Here is a 17,637-nt window from a genome sequence, read left to right on the forward strand (position 1 = left end):
GTTCGAGGTTCGAGGTTCGAGGTTCGAGGTTCGAGGTTCGAGGTTCGAGGTTCGAGGTTCGAGGTTCGAGGTTCGAGCAGGATAGTCTCCCGTCACCCCGGTCGCCCCTCTCTTGTTCCTCGCCCCTCGCCCCTCGAGTCTGTCAGTCCAGATCGTAGCCCAGGCTCTTCAAGGCACGCTCGTCATCGGACCAACCGCTCTTGACCTTGACCCACAGGTTGAGCATCACCTTGGCATCCAGCGCTCGCTCCATGTCGAGCCGCGCCTCGCGGCCGATCTTCTTGATCCGCTCGCCGCGCTCGCCGATCAGGATCTTCTTCTGGCCATGCCGCTCGACCATGATCAAGGCACTGATGTGCACCACCCGCCCCTCGTCGCGGAACTCCTCGATCTCGACGGTCATCTGGTAAGGCAGCTCGTCGCCGAGCTGGCGCATGACCTTCTCGCGCACCAGCTCGGCGGCCAGGAAGCGCTGGCTCTTGTTGGTGACCTGCTCCTCCGGGAAGTAATGAACACTCTCGGGCAGGTGCTTGGTAACCTCGGCCTCGAGCGCCTCCACCTGGGTGCCGTGCTTGGCGGCGATCGGCACGATGGCGGCGAAGTCACGCCGCGCGCCGACCGATTCCAGCCAGGGTAGCAACTCCTGCTTGTCCTTGAGACGATCGACCTTGTTGACCGCCAGGATCACCGGCACCTGGACGTGGGCCAGGCGATCCAGCACCACCTGGTCCTCGGCGGTCCAGCGAGTGCGGTCGATGATGAACACCACGCAGTCCACGTCACGCAGGGCCTGAGTGGCGGCCTGGTTCATGAAGCGGTTGATCGCCTTGTCACGATCCTTCTCGAGGATATGGATACCCGGCGTATCGACGTAGATGGTCTGGTCATCGCCCTCGGTCTTGATGCCCATCACCTGGTGGCGCGTGGTCTGCGGGCGCCGCGAGGTAATGGAAATCTTCTGACCGAGGATCCGGTTCATCAACGTCGACTTGCCGACATTCGGCCGACCGACGATGGTCACGAAGCCACAGCGCTGAGTCATGAGCGGCCTCCATGGCCTTCGATTCGGGACAAGGCCTTCTCGGCGGCCTGCTGTTCGGCGTGACGGCGGCTCGAGCCGACCCCCAGGGTGTGCTCGGCGAGCGTCTCGACGTGGCATTCCACGGTGAAGGTCTGGGAATGGGCCTCGCCCTCCACCGAGATCACCTCATAGCGCGGCAGCGCCGACTGACGCGACTGCAGGAACTCCTGCAGGCGAGTCTTGGGGTCCTTCTGGGTATCCTGCAGGTTGATGGCCTCCAGGCGCTCGGCGTACCAGGCCAGGACCCGGGCTCGCGCGGTGTCCATGCCGGCATCCAGATAGATGGCGCCGATCACCGCCTCGACCGCGTCGGCGAGGATAGAATCGCGACGATGCCCCCCGCTCTTCATCTCGCCGGAGCCCAACAGCAGGTCGCCACCGAACGCCATCTCGCGGGCCAGCTCGGCCAGGGTCTGCCCCTTGACCAGGCGGGCACGCAGGCGCGATAGCTGACCCTCGCGTGCCTGGGGGAAGCGCTGAAAGAGGTCTTCGGCGATGACGAAGTTGACGATGGAGTCGCCGAGGAACTCCAGGCGCTCGTTGTTGCGGCCGCCATAGCTGCGATGGGTCAGCGCCAGTTCGAGCAGGTCGAGCTGCGCGAAATCATGACCGATGCGACGGCTGAATTGGATCAGGGAATTGCTCACGAAGCTCCTGCTATGTCATGCAAGGAATGCCGCTCCCGGCATTCATTGGATACGGCGTACACTGGTGAAACTCGGCAGCCCGCCATCCCAGTGCATCCAGACGGCGAAGGCCTTGCCCACGATGTTGTCCTCCGGCACAAAGCCCCAGTAGCGGCTGTCGTTGGAGTGATCGCGATTGTCTCCCATCATGAAGTAGTGACCGGGAGGCACCGTGATCTCGCGCATCTGCGGACCGGGATCGCGTGGATTATTGTAGACAGGGTGCATCACCTCGCCTAGCTGCTCTTCCAGCAGCCGTTCGCCGGGAGCCGCGACCGCATCATCCTCGAGCAGCGACTTGGCCACCGGCTCGCCGTTGACGAAGAGCTGCTTGCCCTCGTAACGAATGCGATCACCGGGCAGGCCGATCACCCGCTTGATGAAGTCGACCGACGGGTCACTGGGGAAGCGGAACACCATGACGTCACCGCGTTCGGGCTCACCGACGTCGACGATCTCGGTATCCAGCACCGGCAGGCGCAAGCCGTAGGTGAACTTGTTGACCAGGATAAAATCCCCCACCTCGAGGGTCGGGCGCATCGAGCCCGAGGGGATCTGGAAGGGCTCGACGACGAAGCTGCGCAGCACCAGCACCACCAACAGCACCGGGAAGAAGGAGCGCGCGTAGTCGACCAGCCAGGGTTCCTTAGGCGCCCTCTCTTGAGTGGCGGTGGCGGTGTCGGCGCTCTCGGTGATGCCGCCCTCGGCGCCGGCCGCCAGGCGGGCACGGCGCGCGCGCCGCCACCACACCAGTTCCAACAGCCAGATCGCCCCGGTGACCAGCACGGCCACCGTCAGCAGGAGTGTGAAATCCATCGGTCGTTGCCTTCCCTAGTCGTCGTTGACCTTGAGCACGGCGAGGAAGGCATCCTGGGGAATCTCCACCTGGCCGACCTGCTTCATGCGTTTCTTGCCCGCCTTCTGCTTCTCGAGCAACTTCTTCTTGCGCGAGGCGTCGCCGCCGTAGCACTTGGCGGTGACGTTCTTGCGCAGCGCCTTGACGGTGGAGCGTGCCACGACCTGGCCGCCGATGGCCGCCTGGATAGCCACGTCGAACATCTGACGCGGAATCAGCTCCTTCATCTTCTCGACCAGCGCCCGGCCTCGAGGATGGGCGTGCTCGCGATGAATGATTACCGCCAGGGCATCGACCCGGTCGCTGTTGATCAGCACATCGAGACGCACCAGCTGGGCGGCCTCGAAGCGCTCGAAGTTGTATTCCAGCGAGGCGTAGCCCTTGGAGATGGACTTCAAGCGGTCGAAGAAGTCCATCACCACCTCGGCCATCGGCAGCTCGTAGGTGAGCTGGATCTGGCTGCCCAGGAACAGCATGTCGAGCTGGGTACCGCGACGCTGCTCGCACTCGGCGATGACGTTGCCGACGAACTCCTGCGGCACCAGGATGCTGGCCCGCACCACCGGCTCGCGCATCTCTTCCACGTCCGCCATGTCGGGCAGCTTGGACGGATTGGAGACGTAGCACACCTCGCCGTCCTTCATCATCAGCTCGTAGACCACCGTGGGGGCCGTGGTCAGCAGGTCGAGGTTGTACTCGCGCTCCAGCCGCTCCTGGACGATCTCCATGTGCAGGGTGCCGAGGAAGCCGACCCGGAACCCGAAGCCCATGGCATCGGAGTTCTCCGGCTCGTAATCCAGCGAGGCATCGTTGAGCGCCAGCTTCTCCAGCGCGTCGCGGAACACCTCGTAGTCATCTGAGGAGACCGGGAACATGCCGGCATAGACCTGCGGCTTGACCTTCTGGAAGCCCGGCAGCCGTTCGACCTCGGGGGTCTTGGCGTGGGTGATGGTGTCACCCACCGGGGCGCCGTGAATGTCCTTGATGCCGGCCACCACGAAGCCCACCTCGCCGGCGCGCAGCACGTCGGTCTGGCGGCGCTGCGGCGTGAAGATGCCCACCTCGTTGGCCTGCCAGTTGCGCCCGGTGGAGGAGATGCGAATCTTGTCGCCCTTGTTCAGCGAGCCGTCGAAGATCCGCACCAGCGACACCACGCCCAGGTAGTTGTCGAACCATGAGTCGATGATCAACGCCTGCAGCGGCGCCTCGCGGTCGCCCTTGGGCGGTGGAATGTCCCGCACCAGGCGCTCGAGCAGCGCATCGATGCCGATCCCGCTCTTGGCCGACACCTGGCAGGCGTCGGTGGCGTCCAGGCCGATGATCTCCTCGACCTCCTCGGCCACCTTGGTCGGATCGGCCTGAGGCAGGTCCATCTTGTTGAGCACCGGCAGCACCTCGAGGCCCTGCTCGATGGCCGTGTAGCAGTTGGCCACCGACTGCGCCTCGACGCCCTGGGCGGCGTCGACCACCAGCAGGGCACCCTCGCAGGCATAGAGCGAGCGCGAGACCTCGTAGGAGAAGTCCACGTGCCCCGGGGTATCGATGAAGTTCAGCTGATAGACGTTGCCGTCCGGCGCATGGTAATCCAGCGTCACCGACTGGGCCTTGATGGTGATGCCGCGCTCACGCTCCAGATCCATCGAATCGAGGACCTGCTCCTTGAGCTCGCGCTCGGAGAGCCCACCACAGGTCTGGATCAGGCGATCGGCCAGGGTCGACTTGCCATGATCGATGTGGGCGATAATGGAAAAATTTCGTATCCCATTGATTACTTTGCGGTTATCGCTGTCTGACATTCGAAAAGATCCGGTTCTTGTACGCACCCCTGTAAAACCCAGGCTGACCGCCTTATCCAGGTGCGTCGAGTGAGATGGCGGCATTGTAGCGGGATGCGCCCTCCAGATACAGCGACCCGACGGCGGGCGCCGTCGGGTCGCGGGTCACGGCGCGTCTCGTGGGGCTCAGTCGTCGGCCAGACGCAGGGCCACGTAGTAGGAACGACCGTCGCGGTACAGCCGCACCGGCACCGCACTGCCCGCCGGCAGCCCGGCGACCAGCTCGGCGAGCTGCGCCGGGCTCTGCACCGCCTCGCGGCCGATGCTGACCAGTACATCGCCAGGGCGCAGGCCGGCGGCCGCCGCGATGCCGCCCGGATCCACCTCGGTCACGCGTACGCCCTGGTCGAGCGAAAGCTTGCGCCGCTGGGCATCGTCCAGCGACTGGACGCTCACGCCGAGGCGCGACGGCGCCGCCTCGCGCTCGTCGCCGCCGGCCTTCTGGCCGTCCGGCCACTCGCCGACCTCGATGTCCAGGGACTGCTGATCACCGTCGCGCAGCACGGTGATTGCCACGCTGCCGCCCGGTGATACATGACCGATCAACCGCGGCAGGGCGCTGGAACGCTCGACCGGCTGGTCATCGACCGAGAGAATCACGTCACCGGCCTTCAGGCCACCCTCGGCGGCCGGCCCCTGAGGGTCGAGATCGGCGATCAGCGCGCCTTTCGGGCCCTCCATGCCGAAGGACTCGGCCAACTCACGAGACACCGGCTGTATCACCACCCCGAGCCAGCCACGCTCGACCGCACCGCTGGACTTGAGCTGGTCGGCCACATCCATCGCCACATTGATGGGGATGGCAAAGGACAGCCCCATGAAACCGCCGCTGCGGGTGAAGATCTGGGAGTTGATGCCGACCACTTCGCCATCGAGATTGAACAGCGGCCCGCCGGAGTTGCCGGGGTTGATGGCCACGTCGGTCTGGATGAAGGGCACGTAGGCGTCGCGCGGCAGGGTGCGATTGATGGCGCTGACGATGCCCGAGGTCACCGAATGATCGAAGCCGAACGGCGAGCCGATGGCTGCCACCCATTCACCCACCTCGAGACGGTCGGAGTCACCCAGGTCCAGGGTCGGCAGGTCATCGGCCTCGACCTTGAGCACGGCTACGTCGGTCTTCTCGTCGGCGCCCACCAGCTCGGCCTCGAGCTCGCGACGATCATTGAGACGTACCAGGATCTGGTCGGCGCCATCGACCACGTGGGCATTGGTCATGATGTAGCCCTCGCCATCGATGATGAAGCCCGACCCCAGCGACTGGCGCTCCTCACGGTGGCGACCGCCTTGCCCATCGCCCGGGGGCATCGGCAGCCGGTCGCCGAAGAAGTGGCGGAATATCTCGGGAATCTGCTGGTCACCGAAGCTCCGAAACGGCGAGTCGGAACGCTCGATCATCCTCGAGGTGGAAATATTGACGACCCCAGGAGCGGCATCCTTCACCAGTTCGGTAAAGTCCGGCAACTCACGGGCCATGGCGGACGGTGCGGCGAGCAGCGCCACGACCAGCAGCCCCCAGAGGGATAACGCGCGGGTCATGCGTGTCATGAGTGACTCCTGTGACAAGGTGCGACGAATGGCAGGGGCCTTCGCCCCTCCCCCTTACCCAGACGAGGGCCAAAGGTTCAGCACGGCGGTCAAGACGGGGACCTCGACGCCCGCCCCGGCTGGCCGGGAGTGATCATGTCAGCGCGCCTCGGCGTTCGCCTGGGCGCTAACGGCCCCCGTCGAATCGCCACCAGCGTCCCAGACCACGGATTCGACCACCCGTCGCAGCACGCGAGGTGGTAACTCACCCATGGCCACGACCTGCCGCGGCCGGCCGCCCATCTCGCGGTGTAGCACCGCGGCATGAGAGACGCCCAGGCGATGAACGCCGGGCATCAGCAGGTCGCGATCCTCGAGCGGCTCGACGAACAGGCTCAAGGTCGAGAGACCATCACCGTAGATCCGATGACTCGCCCCCGGACGAGGCCGCTCATGGGGCGTCGCCGGCTGGACCACGAAACCCTCGGGCAGCCAGTCCGGCCGCCAGGACACGTCGGGCGACGAGGCGGCCGGTGCCAGCTCGACCGCCCCCCGATGGAGGCGTGGCGGGTGTAACTGGGTGATCTGGAAGGTTTCGAGGACCCGGCCTCGCTCGTCGAGCAGCATCTTCTTGAGCGGCAAGGCGGTGGCGGCATCGAGCCACAGGCGATGGCCGTAGCGCTGGACATCGAGGGGTTCGATATCCAGCCGCACGGTCGGACGGCCCGCGATGCGGTCCGCGCTGGCGAGCTGCAGGCGATAGAGCGTATCGAGGTGTTCGACGATGGCCCCGGGCAGGGTCGTCTGGGTCGTGCCCTGGGCCAGCTCCCCCGGGCGGGCGAGGCGCCCCTGACGCTCGAAGGCGACGGCGGGCCCGTCGAGGAAGCGGGCTCGTTCACGCTCGACACCATCCTCGATATCGTGGGACATGGCCAGGGTCCGCACCCCGTCGCTGCCGATGCGCACGGCCCGCGCCCGGTAGTCGTAACAGTGGCTCGCCCATAGGCTACGTTCGTACCAGGCCGAGGCCGAGTCGGGCGCGTCTTGCTCGGCGAGCGGCGCACATTCGACCGCACTCGCGCGTGGATCCGCCAAGGTGGCAGGAGCCACGACGGTGGCCATCAAGGCCACCCCGACCCGCCGCCATAACACACCCCGCCGTACCGCCATCAGCGCTGCCCCAGCGACTCACTCCCCGAGGCTCTCAGCAGGGGCATCCAGGCATCGCCCCCGGTGGCGGCGGCACCCTCGGCGTGGCGATCGAGGTAGGACTGCAGCAACAGCGCCTGCTGACGATCCATGCGCTTCGACTGGCGTTGCGCGGGAGACAACACCATCGGCGCGCCGGCGCCCACGGTCATCACGCCCTGCTCGCCGGCGCCGCCGCCCTGGAACATCGGCATGTCGACCAGCGATGCGCCCTGAGCGGACGATGTGCCACCCAGCGATTCCAGGCCAGACGAGGCATGGGTCGCGGCACTGGTCGCGCCGGCCTGGGTCGCACCGGCGGAGACACCCGCATTAGAGACCCCGGCATTAGTCGCGACCGGTGCCTCGCTGCCGCTCAGCGGAGAGGCGCCGTTGTAGAACTGCACGCCGGTGATCACCATCAGCGACACTGCCGCGGCGATGCCGGCGCTGCGACCCAGCGGCAAGGAACGACGTACGCTTGGCGCCGGCTCGGCCATCGGTGCCGGTTCGTCCTGCAGGGCCGCCATGACACCCGCGGAGAGATCCACCGACACATCAACCTCGCTTTCGCGGCGCATCGAACTGCGCATCAGGTGATAGCGACGCCAGGCATCTGCCGCATCGGGCTCGTCATCCAGCGACTTGAGAACGCGCCGTAACTCCAGCTCGTCCCCTTCGTGGTCCATTAGCGCAGAAAGCGATTCCCGTGCGTTCTGACTCATGTTTCTACACCCTCACAATCGTCAAGGCGATACTGCCTTGCAGCTTGTTGGAAGCCCGGATTCCCGACCACGCTGGCCGTCATGCCGGCCAAGTCGAGAGGCCCTAGCCTCATCGTGTACGGATCGGTCACCGCTTATGACGTCACTGTCGCTCGACAGTTCAGCCAATTGGCAAAAACGATGCAAATTCGCCTCACTCGGTGACCGCTTCTTGGTTGCGGGTCGTGGCGACCAGCGGCCGAATGTGTTGATCCACGGCTTCCCGGGCACGGAAGATGCGCGAGCGCACCGTCCCGACCGGGCATTCCATGATGTTGGCGATGTCCTCGTAGGACAGCCCCTCGAGCTCGCGCAGGGTGATCGCCGTGCGCAGGTCTTCGGGAAGCGCCTCGATGGCCTCGAATACGGCACCCTGGAGCTCGTCCCGGGCGATCGCCGCTTCCGGCGTCTCGATGTCCGCCAGTCGCCCGCTGTGATCGACCACCTCGGCATCGACGATGTCCATGTCGCTACCCGGCGGACGACGCCCCTTGGACACCAGGTAATTCTTGGCGGTATTGATGGCGATGCGATACATCCAGGTATAGAAGGCGCTCTCGGAGCGGAACTTGCCCAGTGCCCGATAGGCCTTGATGAACGCCTCCTGGGCCACATCCTGGACCTCGGCGTGATCATGCACGTAACGGCCGATCAGGCCGATGATCTTGTGCTGGTATTTCTTCACCAACAGATCGAAGGCACGTGTATCTCCCTTCTGCGCGCGCTCGACGAGTTGCTGATCGGTTTCCCGGTTGCTCATTCGTCGCCTCCCCGTGGCGGGAGCTGCCGCGGCGCCAGCTGGCGCCGCGATGAGACGGGTGTCGCTTCCATATGTATCAACCTAGACCCTGGGGTGAGCATGCGCCGTTGTCGGCGGGAGACTAAGTGTTCCTGTTTCGCCAGTCGGCATCAAGCCTGGACGCCACCACGCGCGTCCGGGCAGGCCGCCCATTGAGCAGCGCCGACGCGAGCGCTAAGACAACCGAGGCCGGCGAGGAGTTCCGCCGCCGATTGAATTTGCTCTGCACGCGGGCGATAGTAGGCGTTTGACGCCGCACCAGCGCTGACACGATACAGGTAGCCCAATTCCATGCCCGAGCAACAGGTCAACAACCTCAACGTCCTGGCCGAAGACGTTCTTCTTCCCCCGGCCGACCTCAAGCGAGAAATCCCGCTCTCCGAGGACGCCGAGCGCACGGTGATCGAGGGTCGCCAGGTCATCCAGAACATCCTCGACGGCAACGACCCCCGCCTGCTGATGGTAGTCGGCCCCTGCTCGATCCACGATGTCGATGCCGCCCTCGACTACGCGCGCCGCCTGCGTCGGTTCGCCGACGAGGTCAAGGACAGCCTGTATATCGTGATGCGCGTCTACTTCGAGAAACCACGCACCACCGTGGGCTGGAAGGGCCTGATCAACGACCCCCATCTCAACGGCTCCTTCGAGATCGAGGAAGGCCTGCACATCGCCCGCCGCCTGCTGGTCGAACTGGCCGAAATGGGCCTGCCGCTGGCCACCGAGGCGCTGGACCCGATCTCGCCGCAGTACCTGCAAGACTGCATCAGCTGGTCGGCGGTCGGCGCCCGTACCACCGAGTCCCAGACGCACCGTGAGATGGCCTCCGGGCTATCCGGCCCGGTGGGCTTCAAGAACGGCACCGACGGCAGCCTGGATGTAGCCGTCAATGCCCTGCAGTCGGTGGCCCACCCGCACAACTTCCTGGGCATCGACCAGGCCGGCAAGGTGGCGATCATCCGCACCCGCGGCAACGGCTACGGCCATGTGGTGTTGCGTGGCGGCAATGGCAAGCCCAACTACGACAGCGTCAGCGTGGCGCTCGCCGAGCAAGAGCTGCACAAGGCCGGCGTGACGCCCAACATCATGATCGACTGCTCGCATGCCAACTCCAACAAGGATGCGAGCCTGCAGCCACTGGTGCTGGAAAATGTCACCAACCAGATCCTCGAAGGCAACCGCTCGATCATCGGCCTGATGGTCGAATCCAACATCGGCTGGGGCAATCAGAAGATGCCCTCTGACCCGAGCCAGCTGGCCTACGGCGTCTCCATCACCGATGCCTGCATCGACTGGGACGCCACCGAGCAGGCCTTGACGGCCATGAACGACAAGCTGGCCCCGGTGCTGGCCAAGCGCCACTCGGCCGCCTGACAGGCCACCCGGACGCGACGAGGGCCCGCCACTCGGCGGGCCCTATTCGTTATCGTCCCACCGATCGAGACCCGCCGGCGCTCTCGCCGATCAAGCGTGCCGCCCAGTGCACCGCCTCGGGATACTGCCCAGCATCCAGCACGAACTCCTGGCCGCGGGCCACCGCCCGCAGCGCGGCGGCATCACCGCGGCGCTGCCAGCGTCCAGGATCGGCATGGTAGCTCAGCGGCGTACGATCCGTGCCGGGATAGCACCATCCCGGCAGCTCCCACTGCGAGACCCGCTCGGCATCCGGCGCGGTCAGTCGTTGCCGGGCGGTGTCTCGTGGGAAGATTCCCGCCCCCGCCAGGCTAGTGCCCTCGTCGCCCTGCAATGCCAGCGTCCGGCGGGCCATATAGAGCACGTTGCGCGGCATGCCGAGCCGCTGACAGTGCGGATGCTTGCGGGCCCATTCGAGGTCCGCCGGCAGGCGATCGCCCAGGGTCAGCGCCTCGTCCACCTGCAGCCAGCCCCACAGCACGTGACGCGGCCGCGCCGTGGCCTTGAAGCGCCAGCGCCCGTCCACGCGTTCGACACGCCGAAACAGCCCGAAGAACAGGAACAGGTCCCCCGGCCCCACGCCCTGGTTGCGCAGATGACTCTGGGCCGCGCCCATCTGGCCGAACAGCGGCCGCCAGCCCGACCGCCGCGGCACCTGTTCGGCGCGCAAGTCGGGATCCAGGTGGGCCCCATCCTCCGGGGCGATCCGCCCACGGGTCAGGTCGGCGACGAGCGGGCCCAGCGATTCGCCCTGCTGGGTGATCTCGGCGTAGGAGCTCACCGCGCACGCATCGGGAATCGGTAGGGCCAGCAGGCGCCCATCGGGCAGGATCGGATTGGGTACACCGCCGGCGGACGTATCGAAGCCCTTGCGACTGAGGATCAGTTTCATCGCGATTCCTTGCGGGAAATGGACCGGAGCGACGCGGCGCGGCCGCCTCGTCGAGCGAGGAAATACTGGCCAATCGCGCCCGCGGCTTCAAGCGTCGGAAGAGCGTGAGCGCCCCGGATTGCCGGCCACGCGAGCCTCGGCTAGCTTGAGGCGGTAAGGCTCCGAACCATAAGGACTGGCGGATGGCTGACGCGACGACTCTGGTGCACTCTCTCGCCTCCCTGGCCTCCTGGCTCGTCCCCTGGGAGTTCGAGCCGCTGTGGGGGCTCGCCTGCCTGGCGGCGGCAGCCGTCTACCTGAGGGGAATGCGCCGACACGACGCATCACCAGGATGGCTCAGACCCACGGCCTTCTTGACCGGCCTGGTGCTCGTCTACGCCGTGAGCCAGACCCACTACGATTACCTTTCGCAGTACATGTTCTTCCCCCACCGGGCCCAGCATCTGGTGCTGCATCATGCCGCGCCCTTCCTGATTATCCTCGCCTTCCCCGGGCCGGTGCTGGCCGCCGGGATGCCGGCCCGGCTCCCGGCGGCGCGAAGGGCCGTGCGCCCACTGTTCGACCTGCTTCAGCATCCGTGCGTCGCGCCGCTGCTGTTCGTGGGCCTGATCTATTTCTGGCTGATCCCGGAGGTTCACTTCGATGCCATGCTGAGCCGGCCGCTCTATCAACTGATGAACTGGAGCATGCTGCTCGATGGCCTGCTCTTCTGGTGGCTGGTGCTGACGCCACATGGCCGACTCGGCCCCGGGCGACGCATCCTGCTGCTGCTCGTCGTGGTGCCGCCACAGATCCTGATCGGTGCCTATCTCACCTTCAGTCCGACGGTGCTGTTCGATGTCTATGAGGTATGCGGCCGCGCCTGGCCGCTCTCGCCGCTGGTCGACCAGCAGATCGGCGGGCTGATCACCTGGATCCCGGCCACCATGATGAGCGTGATCGGCACCCTGATCGTGCTGCGTCAGCTGCGTCATGGCGAGGCCGACGAACGCCGTCGGGCCACGACCGGAACGACGCCCGGCACCTCCGGCCACCTTTAAGGAGCCTTCATGCATGCTATCTCGTTGCGCTGGATCGTTCTGCTCGCGCTGCTGACCCTGAACGGCTGCGGCGAGTCGGACTGGGACACCAAGGACATCGCCTCGTTGATGCCGCCGCTGGCCTTCACCCTGACCGACGAACAGGGCCGAACCGTCGAGGCCAGCCGCTATCGCGGCGAGATCAACCTGCTGGTCTTCGGCTACACACATTGCCCCGATGTCTGCCCCACCACCCTCGCCCGGCTCGGCACCACCCTGAAGGCCCTCGCGCCCGAGTGGCAGGACGAGATACGCGTGCTGTTCGTCTCGGTCGACCCCGCCCGCGATGATCCCCGCAGGCTCTCGGCCTACACCGACGCCTTCGGCTCGGCGATCGTCGGCCTGACCGGCAGCCGTGAGCGGCTCGACGCCCTCACTCGGCGCTACCGGCTGACCTATGGCTACGGGGAAGCCGACCGCGCCGGGGATTACCTGGTGTCCCATCCCAGCGGTGTCTTCGTCTTCGACCGACGAGGGGAGGCCCGGCTGCTGATCCGCCTCGACGACACTCGCGAGGCCATCCGTCACGACCTCGAGCGGCTGCTGGCCGAGGCGGGGTGATCAGGACTGGCCGTCGATCTCGCGCACGAAGGGCGGGAGCGCATCGAGCAGTGCGCGGCCATAGCGGCGGGTCAGCACGCGGCGATCGAGCAGCGTGATGCGGCCGCGGTCGGCCTCCTTGCGGATCAGCCGGCCGCAGGCCTGGACCAGCTTGATCGAGGCATCGGGTACGCTGATGCGCATGAAGGGGTTGCCGCCCTGACGCTCGATCCACTCGGCGAGCGTCGCACCGACCGGGTCGTCGGGCACCGCGAACGGCAGCCGGGTGATCACCACATGGGTGAGGTAGTCGCCGGGCAGGTCGATACCCTCGGCGAAGCTCGCCAGGCCGAACAGGATGCTGCCCTCGCCCTTGTCGACCTTCGCCCGGTGGCGCTCCACCAGCTCGCGCTTGGGCAGCCGGCCCTGGGCCAGCACGCGCTGGCGGGCCTGCCCCGAGAGCGCCCGCTCGACGGCACGCAGCTGGGCACGCGACGAGAACAGCGCCAGCACCGCCTCGCCGTCGTCGAGCCCCTCGATGAACTCGACGATGGCCCGCTCATGGCCCTCGCGATCGGCGGGATCGGCCGCCTCACGAGGCACGCTGAGCACCGCCCGGGAATAGTCGAAGGGGCTCGGCAGGCTCTGGTAGCGATAGCGATTGGCGAGCCCCGCTCGCTCCTGAAGCCGCTCGAAGCGCCCCAGCGCGGTGAGGGTCGCCGAGGTCACCACGGCGCCGAAGCAGCGCCCCCACAGCGACTTCGCCAGGGTATGCGCGGCGGACACCGGGCTCGCCGAGAAGGTCAGCTCCGGGTCGCCGCCGAAGCGCTCCAGCGTCAGCCAGCGGGCCCGCGGTGGCTCCCCCTCGGGGTCGGTCTCGGCGAACGCCTGCCACAGGGCATGCGCCTCCAGCGCGCGGCCATGCAGCAGCGCCACCAGCGGTAGCCAGGGCTCGGCCTGTTCCTTGGGCAACCCGGTGGACTTCTCGGGATCGAGGCTCTCACGCAGGATGTCGGCCATCGACTCCAGGGTCCGCGACAGCTCGGCGAACAGCGTCACCAGGCCATCGGCCTGCTCGCGCATCGCCGCCGGCACCCGCCCCATCTCGAAGCGATGCTGAGCGCCCTCCTCGCCATCGCCCAGCCCCTCGGGCCGTCCGGCGAGCTGATGGCCCAGCGAGAAGGCCTCGCCGAGCCGTGGCTCCAGCGCCTCGAATAGCGCCGGCAGGCTCGCCAGCAAGCGCGCCAGGGTGGGCTGCACGGACAGCGCCTGGTGTAACTCGGTGAGCGACTTCTTGAGGGTGCTCAACCAGCGCAACGCATAGCCCACGGCGAAGCGATGCGTGAAGTGGTTAAGCGCCTTGTCCGGCAGGTGATGCCCCTCGTCGAAGACATAGATGCAGTCGCCGGGGTCCGGCAACACCACACCGCCACCCAGCGCCAGGTCGGCCAGCACCAGATCATGGTTGGCGACGATCACCTCGGCGTCGTCCATGTCGCGGCGTGCGCGGAAGAAGGCGCAGGCGCCGAAGTGTCCGCAGCGCCGATTGGTGCACTGGCGATGATCGACGGTGAGCTTGCGCCAGTGGGCATCGTCGATGCTCTCCGGCCAGCTGTCGCGGTCGCCGGCCCAGCGGCCATTGCCGTAGGCCTCGCCCAGCGACTGGACGAGCCGCTGGAAGTCGTCGCCGCCGCTGTCCAGCGATTGCTCGAACAGCGACAGGGTGGGGTTGTCCTCGCCGCCGTCCATGGCCTGGTCGAGGCGCGCCACGCACACATAGCGCCCGCGCCCCTTGGCCAGGGCGTAGTCGAAGGAGAGTCCGCTGTGGGCCTTGAGGGAAGGCAGGTCCTGGTGCAGCACCTGTTCCTGCAGCGCCACCGTGGCGGTGGCCAGCACCAGTCGTTTGCCGTGGGCCTTGGCCACCGGCAACGCGGCGAGCAGATAGGCCAGGGTCTTGCCGGTACCGGTACCGGCCTCGAGCACGCAGACATGCTCGTCGCTGGTGCGCCGACCGGATTCATCGGCCTCGATGCCACCCAGGGTACGGGCGATCTCGGCGATCATCAGCCGCTGACCGTAGCGCGGCGTCAGGTCGAGCCCGTCGAGCACCCGTCGATAGGCGCCCTGGATCTCGCCCTTCAGGGACTCTTCAAGCATATCCGTCCATACAGTAACGCGGTTTTTCCGGTGGCAGGGCTTCGCGAGAACACGGTCAATCCTTCCCTGGACGCTCCTTTTGCCTTGCGGCGTTCTCGCTTCCTGCTTCGCTTGCAGGATCGGTGTTGGCCATCCTTGGCCAACCCTTCGGCGCGAATCGCCTCAGCCATGGCAAAAGCGCCTCGCTTAGCCCTGCCCCCGGCGCCGCTCACCAGGGGGAAGCCGCCCATTGTGTCTTGACTTCAAGCGACGCAGCCGCGCCTTCCCACTTCCCGGCGCGCAGCGACGATCTTAGCGCCTACAAGAGCCCTTCCGGCGGATGCTCGCAGGGCAGCTTGTCGTTGATGAAGCGCTCGATCTCGGGCAGCGAGAAGGCATCCTCTTCGCCCACGAAGCTGATCGACACACCCTTGGCACCGGCGCGGCCGGTACGGCCGATGCGGTGGACGTAGTCCTCCGGATCCTCGGGCAGGGTGTAGTTGATGACGTGGCTGACGTCCTCGATATGGATGCCACGGCCCGCCACATCGGTGGCGACCAGCACCTGAATCTCGCCCTCGCGGAAGCTCTCCAGAGTACCGATACGTTGGTTCTGGGGCACGTCACCGGAGATCATCGCGGCATTGATGCCGGCATCCTTGAGCAGACCCTCGAGCTTGCGCACCAGGTCACGGCGATTGCAGAACACCATCACCCGCTCGAAGCCGTCCTGCTGCAGCAACTTGACCAGCAGCCGCGCCTTGTCCTCGTCGCCGACCAGGTAGACGTGCTGGTCGATGTTGGCGGCGTTGTCGACGGTGACCTCGATCTCCACATGGGCCGGCGAGCGGGTCCACTGGCTGGCCAGCTTGAGGATATCCTCGGTGAAGGTCGCCGAGAACAGGAAGGTCTGGCGCTCCTCGGGCTTGGGCGTGTGAGCGATGATGCGCTTGACGTCGGGGATGAAGCCCATCGAGAGCATGCGATCCGCCTCGTCGAGCACCAGCACCTCGACCTGGCTCAGGTCGACGTCACGCTTCTGGTGGAAATCCAGCAGCCGGCCCGGAGTGGCCACCAGGATATCGAGGGTCTCGCCGAGCCCTTCGAGCTGCTGCTGGTAGTCCATGCCGCCGACCACACTGGCCACGTTCAGCTTGGTGAAGCGAGCGAGCGCGCGGGCATCCTTCTCGATCTGCAGCGCCAGCTCGCGCGTCGGCGCCACGATCAGCGCCCGCGGCGCGCCCGGCTTCTGGCCGTCCGGCGTCTCTTCCTCGAGGAAGTAGGCGAGCATCGAGATCAAGAAGGCAGCGGTCTTGCCGGTGCCGGTCTGCGCCTTGCCGACCGCATCGCCACCCAGCAGCGTGTGCGTCAGCGCCTCGGCCTGAATCGGCGTGCAGTACTCGAAGCCCTGAGCATGGATGGCGCGCATCAGCGGCAGCGGCAGGTCGAAATCGTGGAAGCGCCACTTGCCCGCCACGGCGGGGACCTGGAACTGGCGCAGATCCCAGTTCGACTGGCGGCGGCGCGGCTTGCGGCGGCGACGCTTGGGCTTGCGGTTCTCGGTCTGGGCCGGTGCGGTGGTCTGTTCCGACTCGCTCATAGGCTGTGCTGTCTCGTCCATGTTCGTGGATGGAGGGGCATCGTCGAGCGATGCGTGACGCAAACGCATATTGTACCAGTCTCGCGCGCCGAGGGCGCGTCTGCTGTCGAAGCGAAGCCTCCAGCTGCTAGAATAGCGCCCATCGAGAGAGGAGTTGCGTCATGACACGCAAGAAAAAGACCCGTTCCATCGCCGACAAGGTGACCATCCGCACCGGTCGACGCAAGGATTACAAGCAGTGGCGCCACGAGAATCCCGGCGAGATCACCTCGTCGCGGCGCTACACCAGCAAGAAGCTCCAGCAGCGCAAGCTGCAGGCGGAGCGCAAGCAGGCGCGCCAGGAAAGCGGCCAGACGATCGAGATTCACCCCGATAAGCCCGAACACAAGGACGACTGACCGATGCGCCTGGTGTCATTCAACATCAACGGCATTCGCGCCCGCCTCCACCAACTGGAGGCGCTGGTCGATGCGTACCGTCCGGCGGTGATCGGCCTGCAGGAAACCAAGGTTCAGGACAGCGAGTTCCCGGTGGCGGCCGTCGAGGCGCTGGGCTACAGCGTTCACTTCCATGGCCAGAAGGGCCACTACGGCGTGGCGCTGATGATCTGCAACGAGCAGTGTCCCGAGGGTCCCGAGACGATCCATCGCGGCTTCCCCGATGATGACGAGGATGCCCAGCGCCGGATGATCGGCGCGCGCCTGCGCATCGACGGCGGCGAACCGCTGACGGTGTGGAATGGCTACTTCCCTCAGGGCGAAAGCGTCGATCACCCGGTGAAGTTTCCCCACAAGCGCGCCTTCTATGCGCAGCTGTCGCGGCTGCTCGACACTCACCATGCCGCCGACGAACGCCTGGCGATCATGGGCGACTTCAACATCTCGCCCGAGGACATCGACATCGGCATCGGAGAGTCCAACCGCAAGCGCTGGCTGCGCGAGGGCAAGACCAGCTTCCAGCCGGTGGAGCGGGAATGGCTCGAGGGCATCAAGGCCTGGGGGCTCAGCGACAGCTACCGGCTCTGCCATCCACGCGTGGACGATCGCTTCAGCTGGTTCGACTACCGCTCGAAGGGCTTCGATCGCGATCCCAGGCGTGGGCTGCGCATCGACTACATCCTGGTGACCAAAGCGCTGGCCGGGACGCTCTGCGACGCCGGCATCGACTATGACCTGCGCGGCATGCCCAAACCCTCCGACCACGCCCCCGTGTGGAGCGAGTTCGAGGCCTGACCCTCGGCAAGG

16 protein-coding genes are annotated in these 17,637 nt (G+C 66.4%); 5 read left to right on the top strand and 11 right to left on the bottom strand.

All coding sequences use genetic code 11. The features are described 5' to 3' along the window. Positions 1 to 142: 142 nt before the first annotated feature. The 8 genes from era to rpoE all read right to left on the bottom strand — a co-directional run bounded on the left by era (position 143) and on the right by rpoE (position 8,697). On the bottom strand, positions 143 to 1,042 hold the full coding sequence (gene era, locus ETC07_RS10655; protein ID WP_136248503.1) for a GTPase Era: 900 nt from the start codon (positions 1,040 to 1,042) through the stop codon (positions 143 to 145). After that, positions 1,039 to 1,728 (bottom strand): ribonuclease III, encoded by a 690-nt coding sequence (rnc, locus tag ETC07_RS10660; RefSeq protein ID WP_136248504.1) that lies wholly within the window; start codon positions 1,726 to 1,728, stop codon positions 1,039 to 1,041. Before rnc ends, era begins: the two co-directional genes overlap by 4 nt. A 42-nt stretch (positions 1,729 to 1,770) precedes the next feature. After that, complete coding sequence (gene lepB, locus ETC07_RS10665) at positions 1,771 to 2,583, bottom strand: signal peptidase I (protein WP_136248505.1); 813 nt, start codon at positions 2,581 to 2,583, stop codon at positions 1,771 to 1,773. 15 nt (positions 2,584 to 2,598) lie between these two features. Next, positions 2,599 to 4,419 carry a translation elongation factor 4 gene (gene lepA, locus ETC07_RS10670; RefSeq protein WP_136248506.1) on the bottom strand — a complete coding sequence of 607 codons (1,821 nt, stop codon included), beginning with the start codon at positions 4,417 to 4,419 and terminating at the stop codon, positions 2,599 to 2,601. A gap of 165 nt (positions 4,420 to 4,584) precedes the next feature. Beyond that, positions 4,585 to 6,006: a DegQ family serine endoprotease gene (locus ETC07_RS10675; protein WP_136248507.1), complete on the bottom strand. Its 1,422-nt coding sequence runs from the start codon at positions 6,004 to 6,006 to the stop codon at positions 4,585 to 4,587. A gap of 138 nt (positions 6,007 to 6,144) precedes the next feature. After that, positions 6,145 to 7,107 (bottom strand): MucB/RseB C-terminal domain-containing protein, encoded by a 963-nt coding sequence (locus tag ETC07_RS10680; RefSeq protein ID WP_136248508.1) that lies wholly within the window; start codon positions 7,105 to 7,107, stop codon positions 6,145 to 6,147. Positions 7,108 to 7,154: 47 nt separating this feature from the next. Beyond that, complete coding sequence (locus ETC07_RS10685) at positions 7,155 to 7,898, bottom strand: sigma-E factor negative regulatory protein (RefSeq protein WP_136248509.1); 744 nt, start codon at positions 7,896 to 7,898, stop codon at positions 7,155 to 7,157. Between the two features lie 193 nt (positions 7,899 to 8,091). Further along, entirely contained in the window at positions 8,092 to 8,697 is a 606-nt protein-coding gene (rpoE, locus tag ETC07_RS10690; RefSeq protein ID WP_136248510.1) for an RNA polymerase sigma factor RpoE, read from the bottom strand. A gap of 330 nt (positions 8,698 to 9,027) precedes the next feature. Between rpoE and ETC07_RS10695 the strand changes: the two genes are divergently transcribed. Continuing rightward, positions 9,028 to 10,107, top strand: a complete 1,080-nt coding sequence (locus ETC07_RS10695) for a 3-deoxy-7-phosphoheptulonate synthase (RefSeq protein WP_136248511.1) — start codon at positions 9,028 to 9,030, stop codon at positions 10,105 to 10,107. 49 nt (positions 10,108 to 10,156) lie between these two features. Here ETC07_RS10695 and ETC07_RS10700 read toward each other — a convergent pair whose 3' ends face one another. Beyond that, positions 10,157 to 11,038: an Nmad3 family putative nucleotide modification protein gene (locus tag ETC07_RS10700; protein WP_136248512.1), complete on the bottom strand. Its 882-nt coding sequence runs from the start codon at positions 11,036 to 11,038 to the stop codon at positions 10,157 to 10,159. A gap of 182 nt (positions 11,039 to 11,220) precedes the next feature. Here ETC07_RS10700 and ETC07_RS10705 point away from each other — a divergent pair, with 182 nt between their 5' ends. Further along, positions 11,221 to 12,078 (top strand): cytochrome c oxidase assembly protein, encoded by an 858-nt coding sequence (locus tag ETC07_RS10705; RefSeq protein ID WP_136248513.1) that lies wholly within the window; start codon positions 11,221 to 11,223, stop codon positions 12,076 to 12,078. A gap of 9 nt (positions 12,079 to 12,087) precedes the next feature. Continuing rightward, positions 12,088 to 12,678 carry an SCO family protein gene (locus tag ETC07_RS10710; protein WP_136248514.1) on the top strand — a complete coding sequence of 197 codons (591 nt, stop codon included), beginning with the start codon at positions 12,088 to 12,090 and terminating at the stop codon, positions 12,676 to 12,678. On the opposite strand, the gene dinG is transcribed toward ETC07_RS10710, so the two are convergent. After that, positions 12,679 to 14,814: an ATP-dependent DNA helicase DinG gene (gene dinG, locus ETC07_RS10715; RefSeq protein ID WP_136248515.1), complete on the bottom strand. Its 2,136-nt coding sequence runs from the start codon at positions 14,812 to 14,814 to the stop codon at positions 12,679 to 12,681. Between the two features lie 298 nt (positions 14,815 to 15,112). Beyond that, the gene (locus ETC07_RS10720; protein WP_240724625.1) at positions 15,113 to 16,393 is read right to left on the bottom strand and encodes a DEAD/DEAH box helicase; all 1,281 of its coding nucleotides are present in this window, start codon (positions 16,391 to 16,393) and stop codon (positions 15,113 to 15,115) included. Positions 16,394 to 16,554: 161 nt separating this feature from the next. On the opposite strand from ETC07_RS10720, the gene ETC07_RS10725 reads away from it, so the two are divergent. Continuing rightward, positions 16,555 to 16,791, top strand: a complete 237-nt coding sequence (locus ETC07_RS10725) for a hypothetical protein (protein ID WP_136248517.1) — start codon at positions 16,555 to 16,557, stop codon at positions 16,789 to 16,791. A 3-nt stretch (positions 16,792 to 16,794) separates the two neighbouring features. Continuing rightward, a complete protein-coding gene (gene xthA, locus ETC07_RS10730) occupies positions 16,795 to 17,625 on the top strand; it encodes an exodeoxyribonuclease III (RefSeq protein WP_136248518.1) in 831 nt (276 codons plus the stop codon). Positions 17,626 to 17,637: the final 12 nt, after the last annotated feature.

This window comes from Halomonas borealis, from assembly GCF_004798905.1.
Lineage (GTDB): Bacteria > Pseudomonadota > Gammaproteobacteria > Pseudomonadales > Halomonadaceae > Halomonas > Halomonas borealis.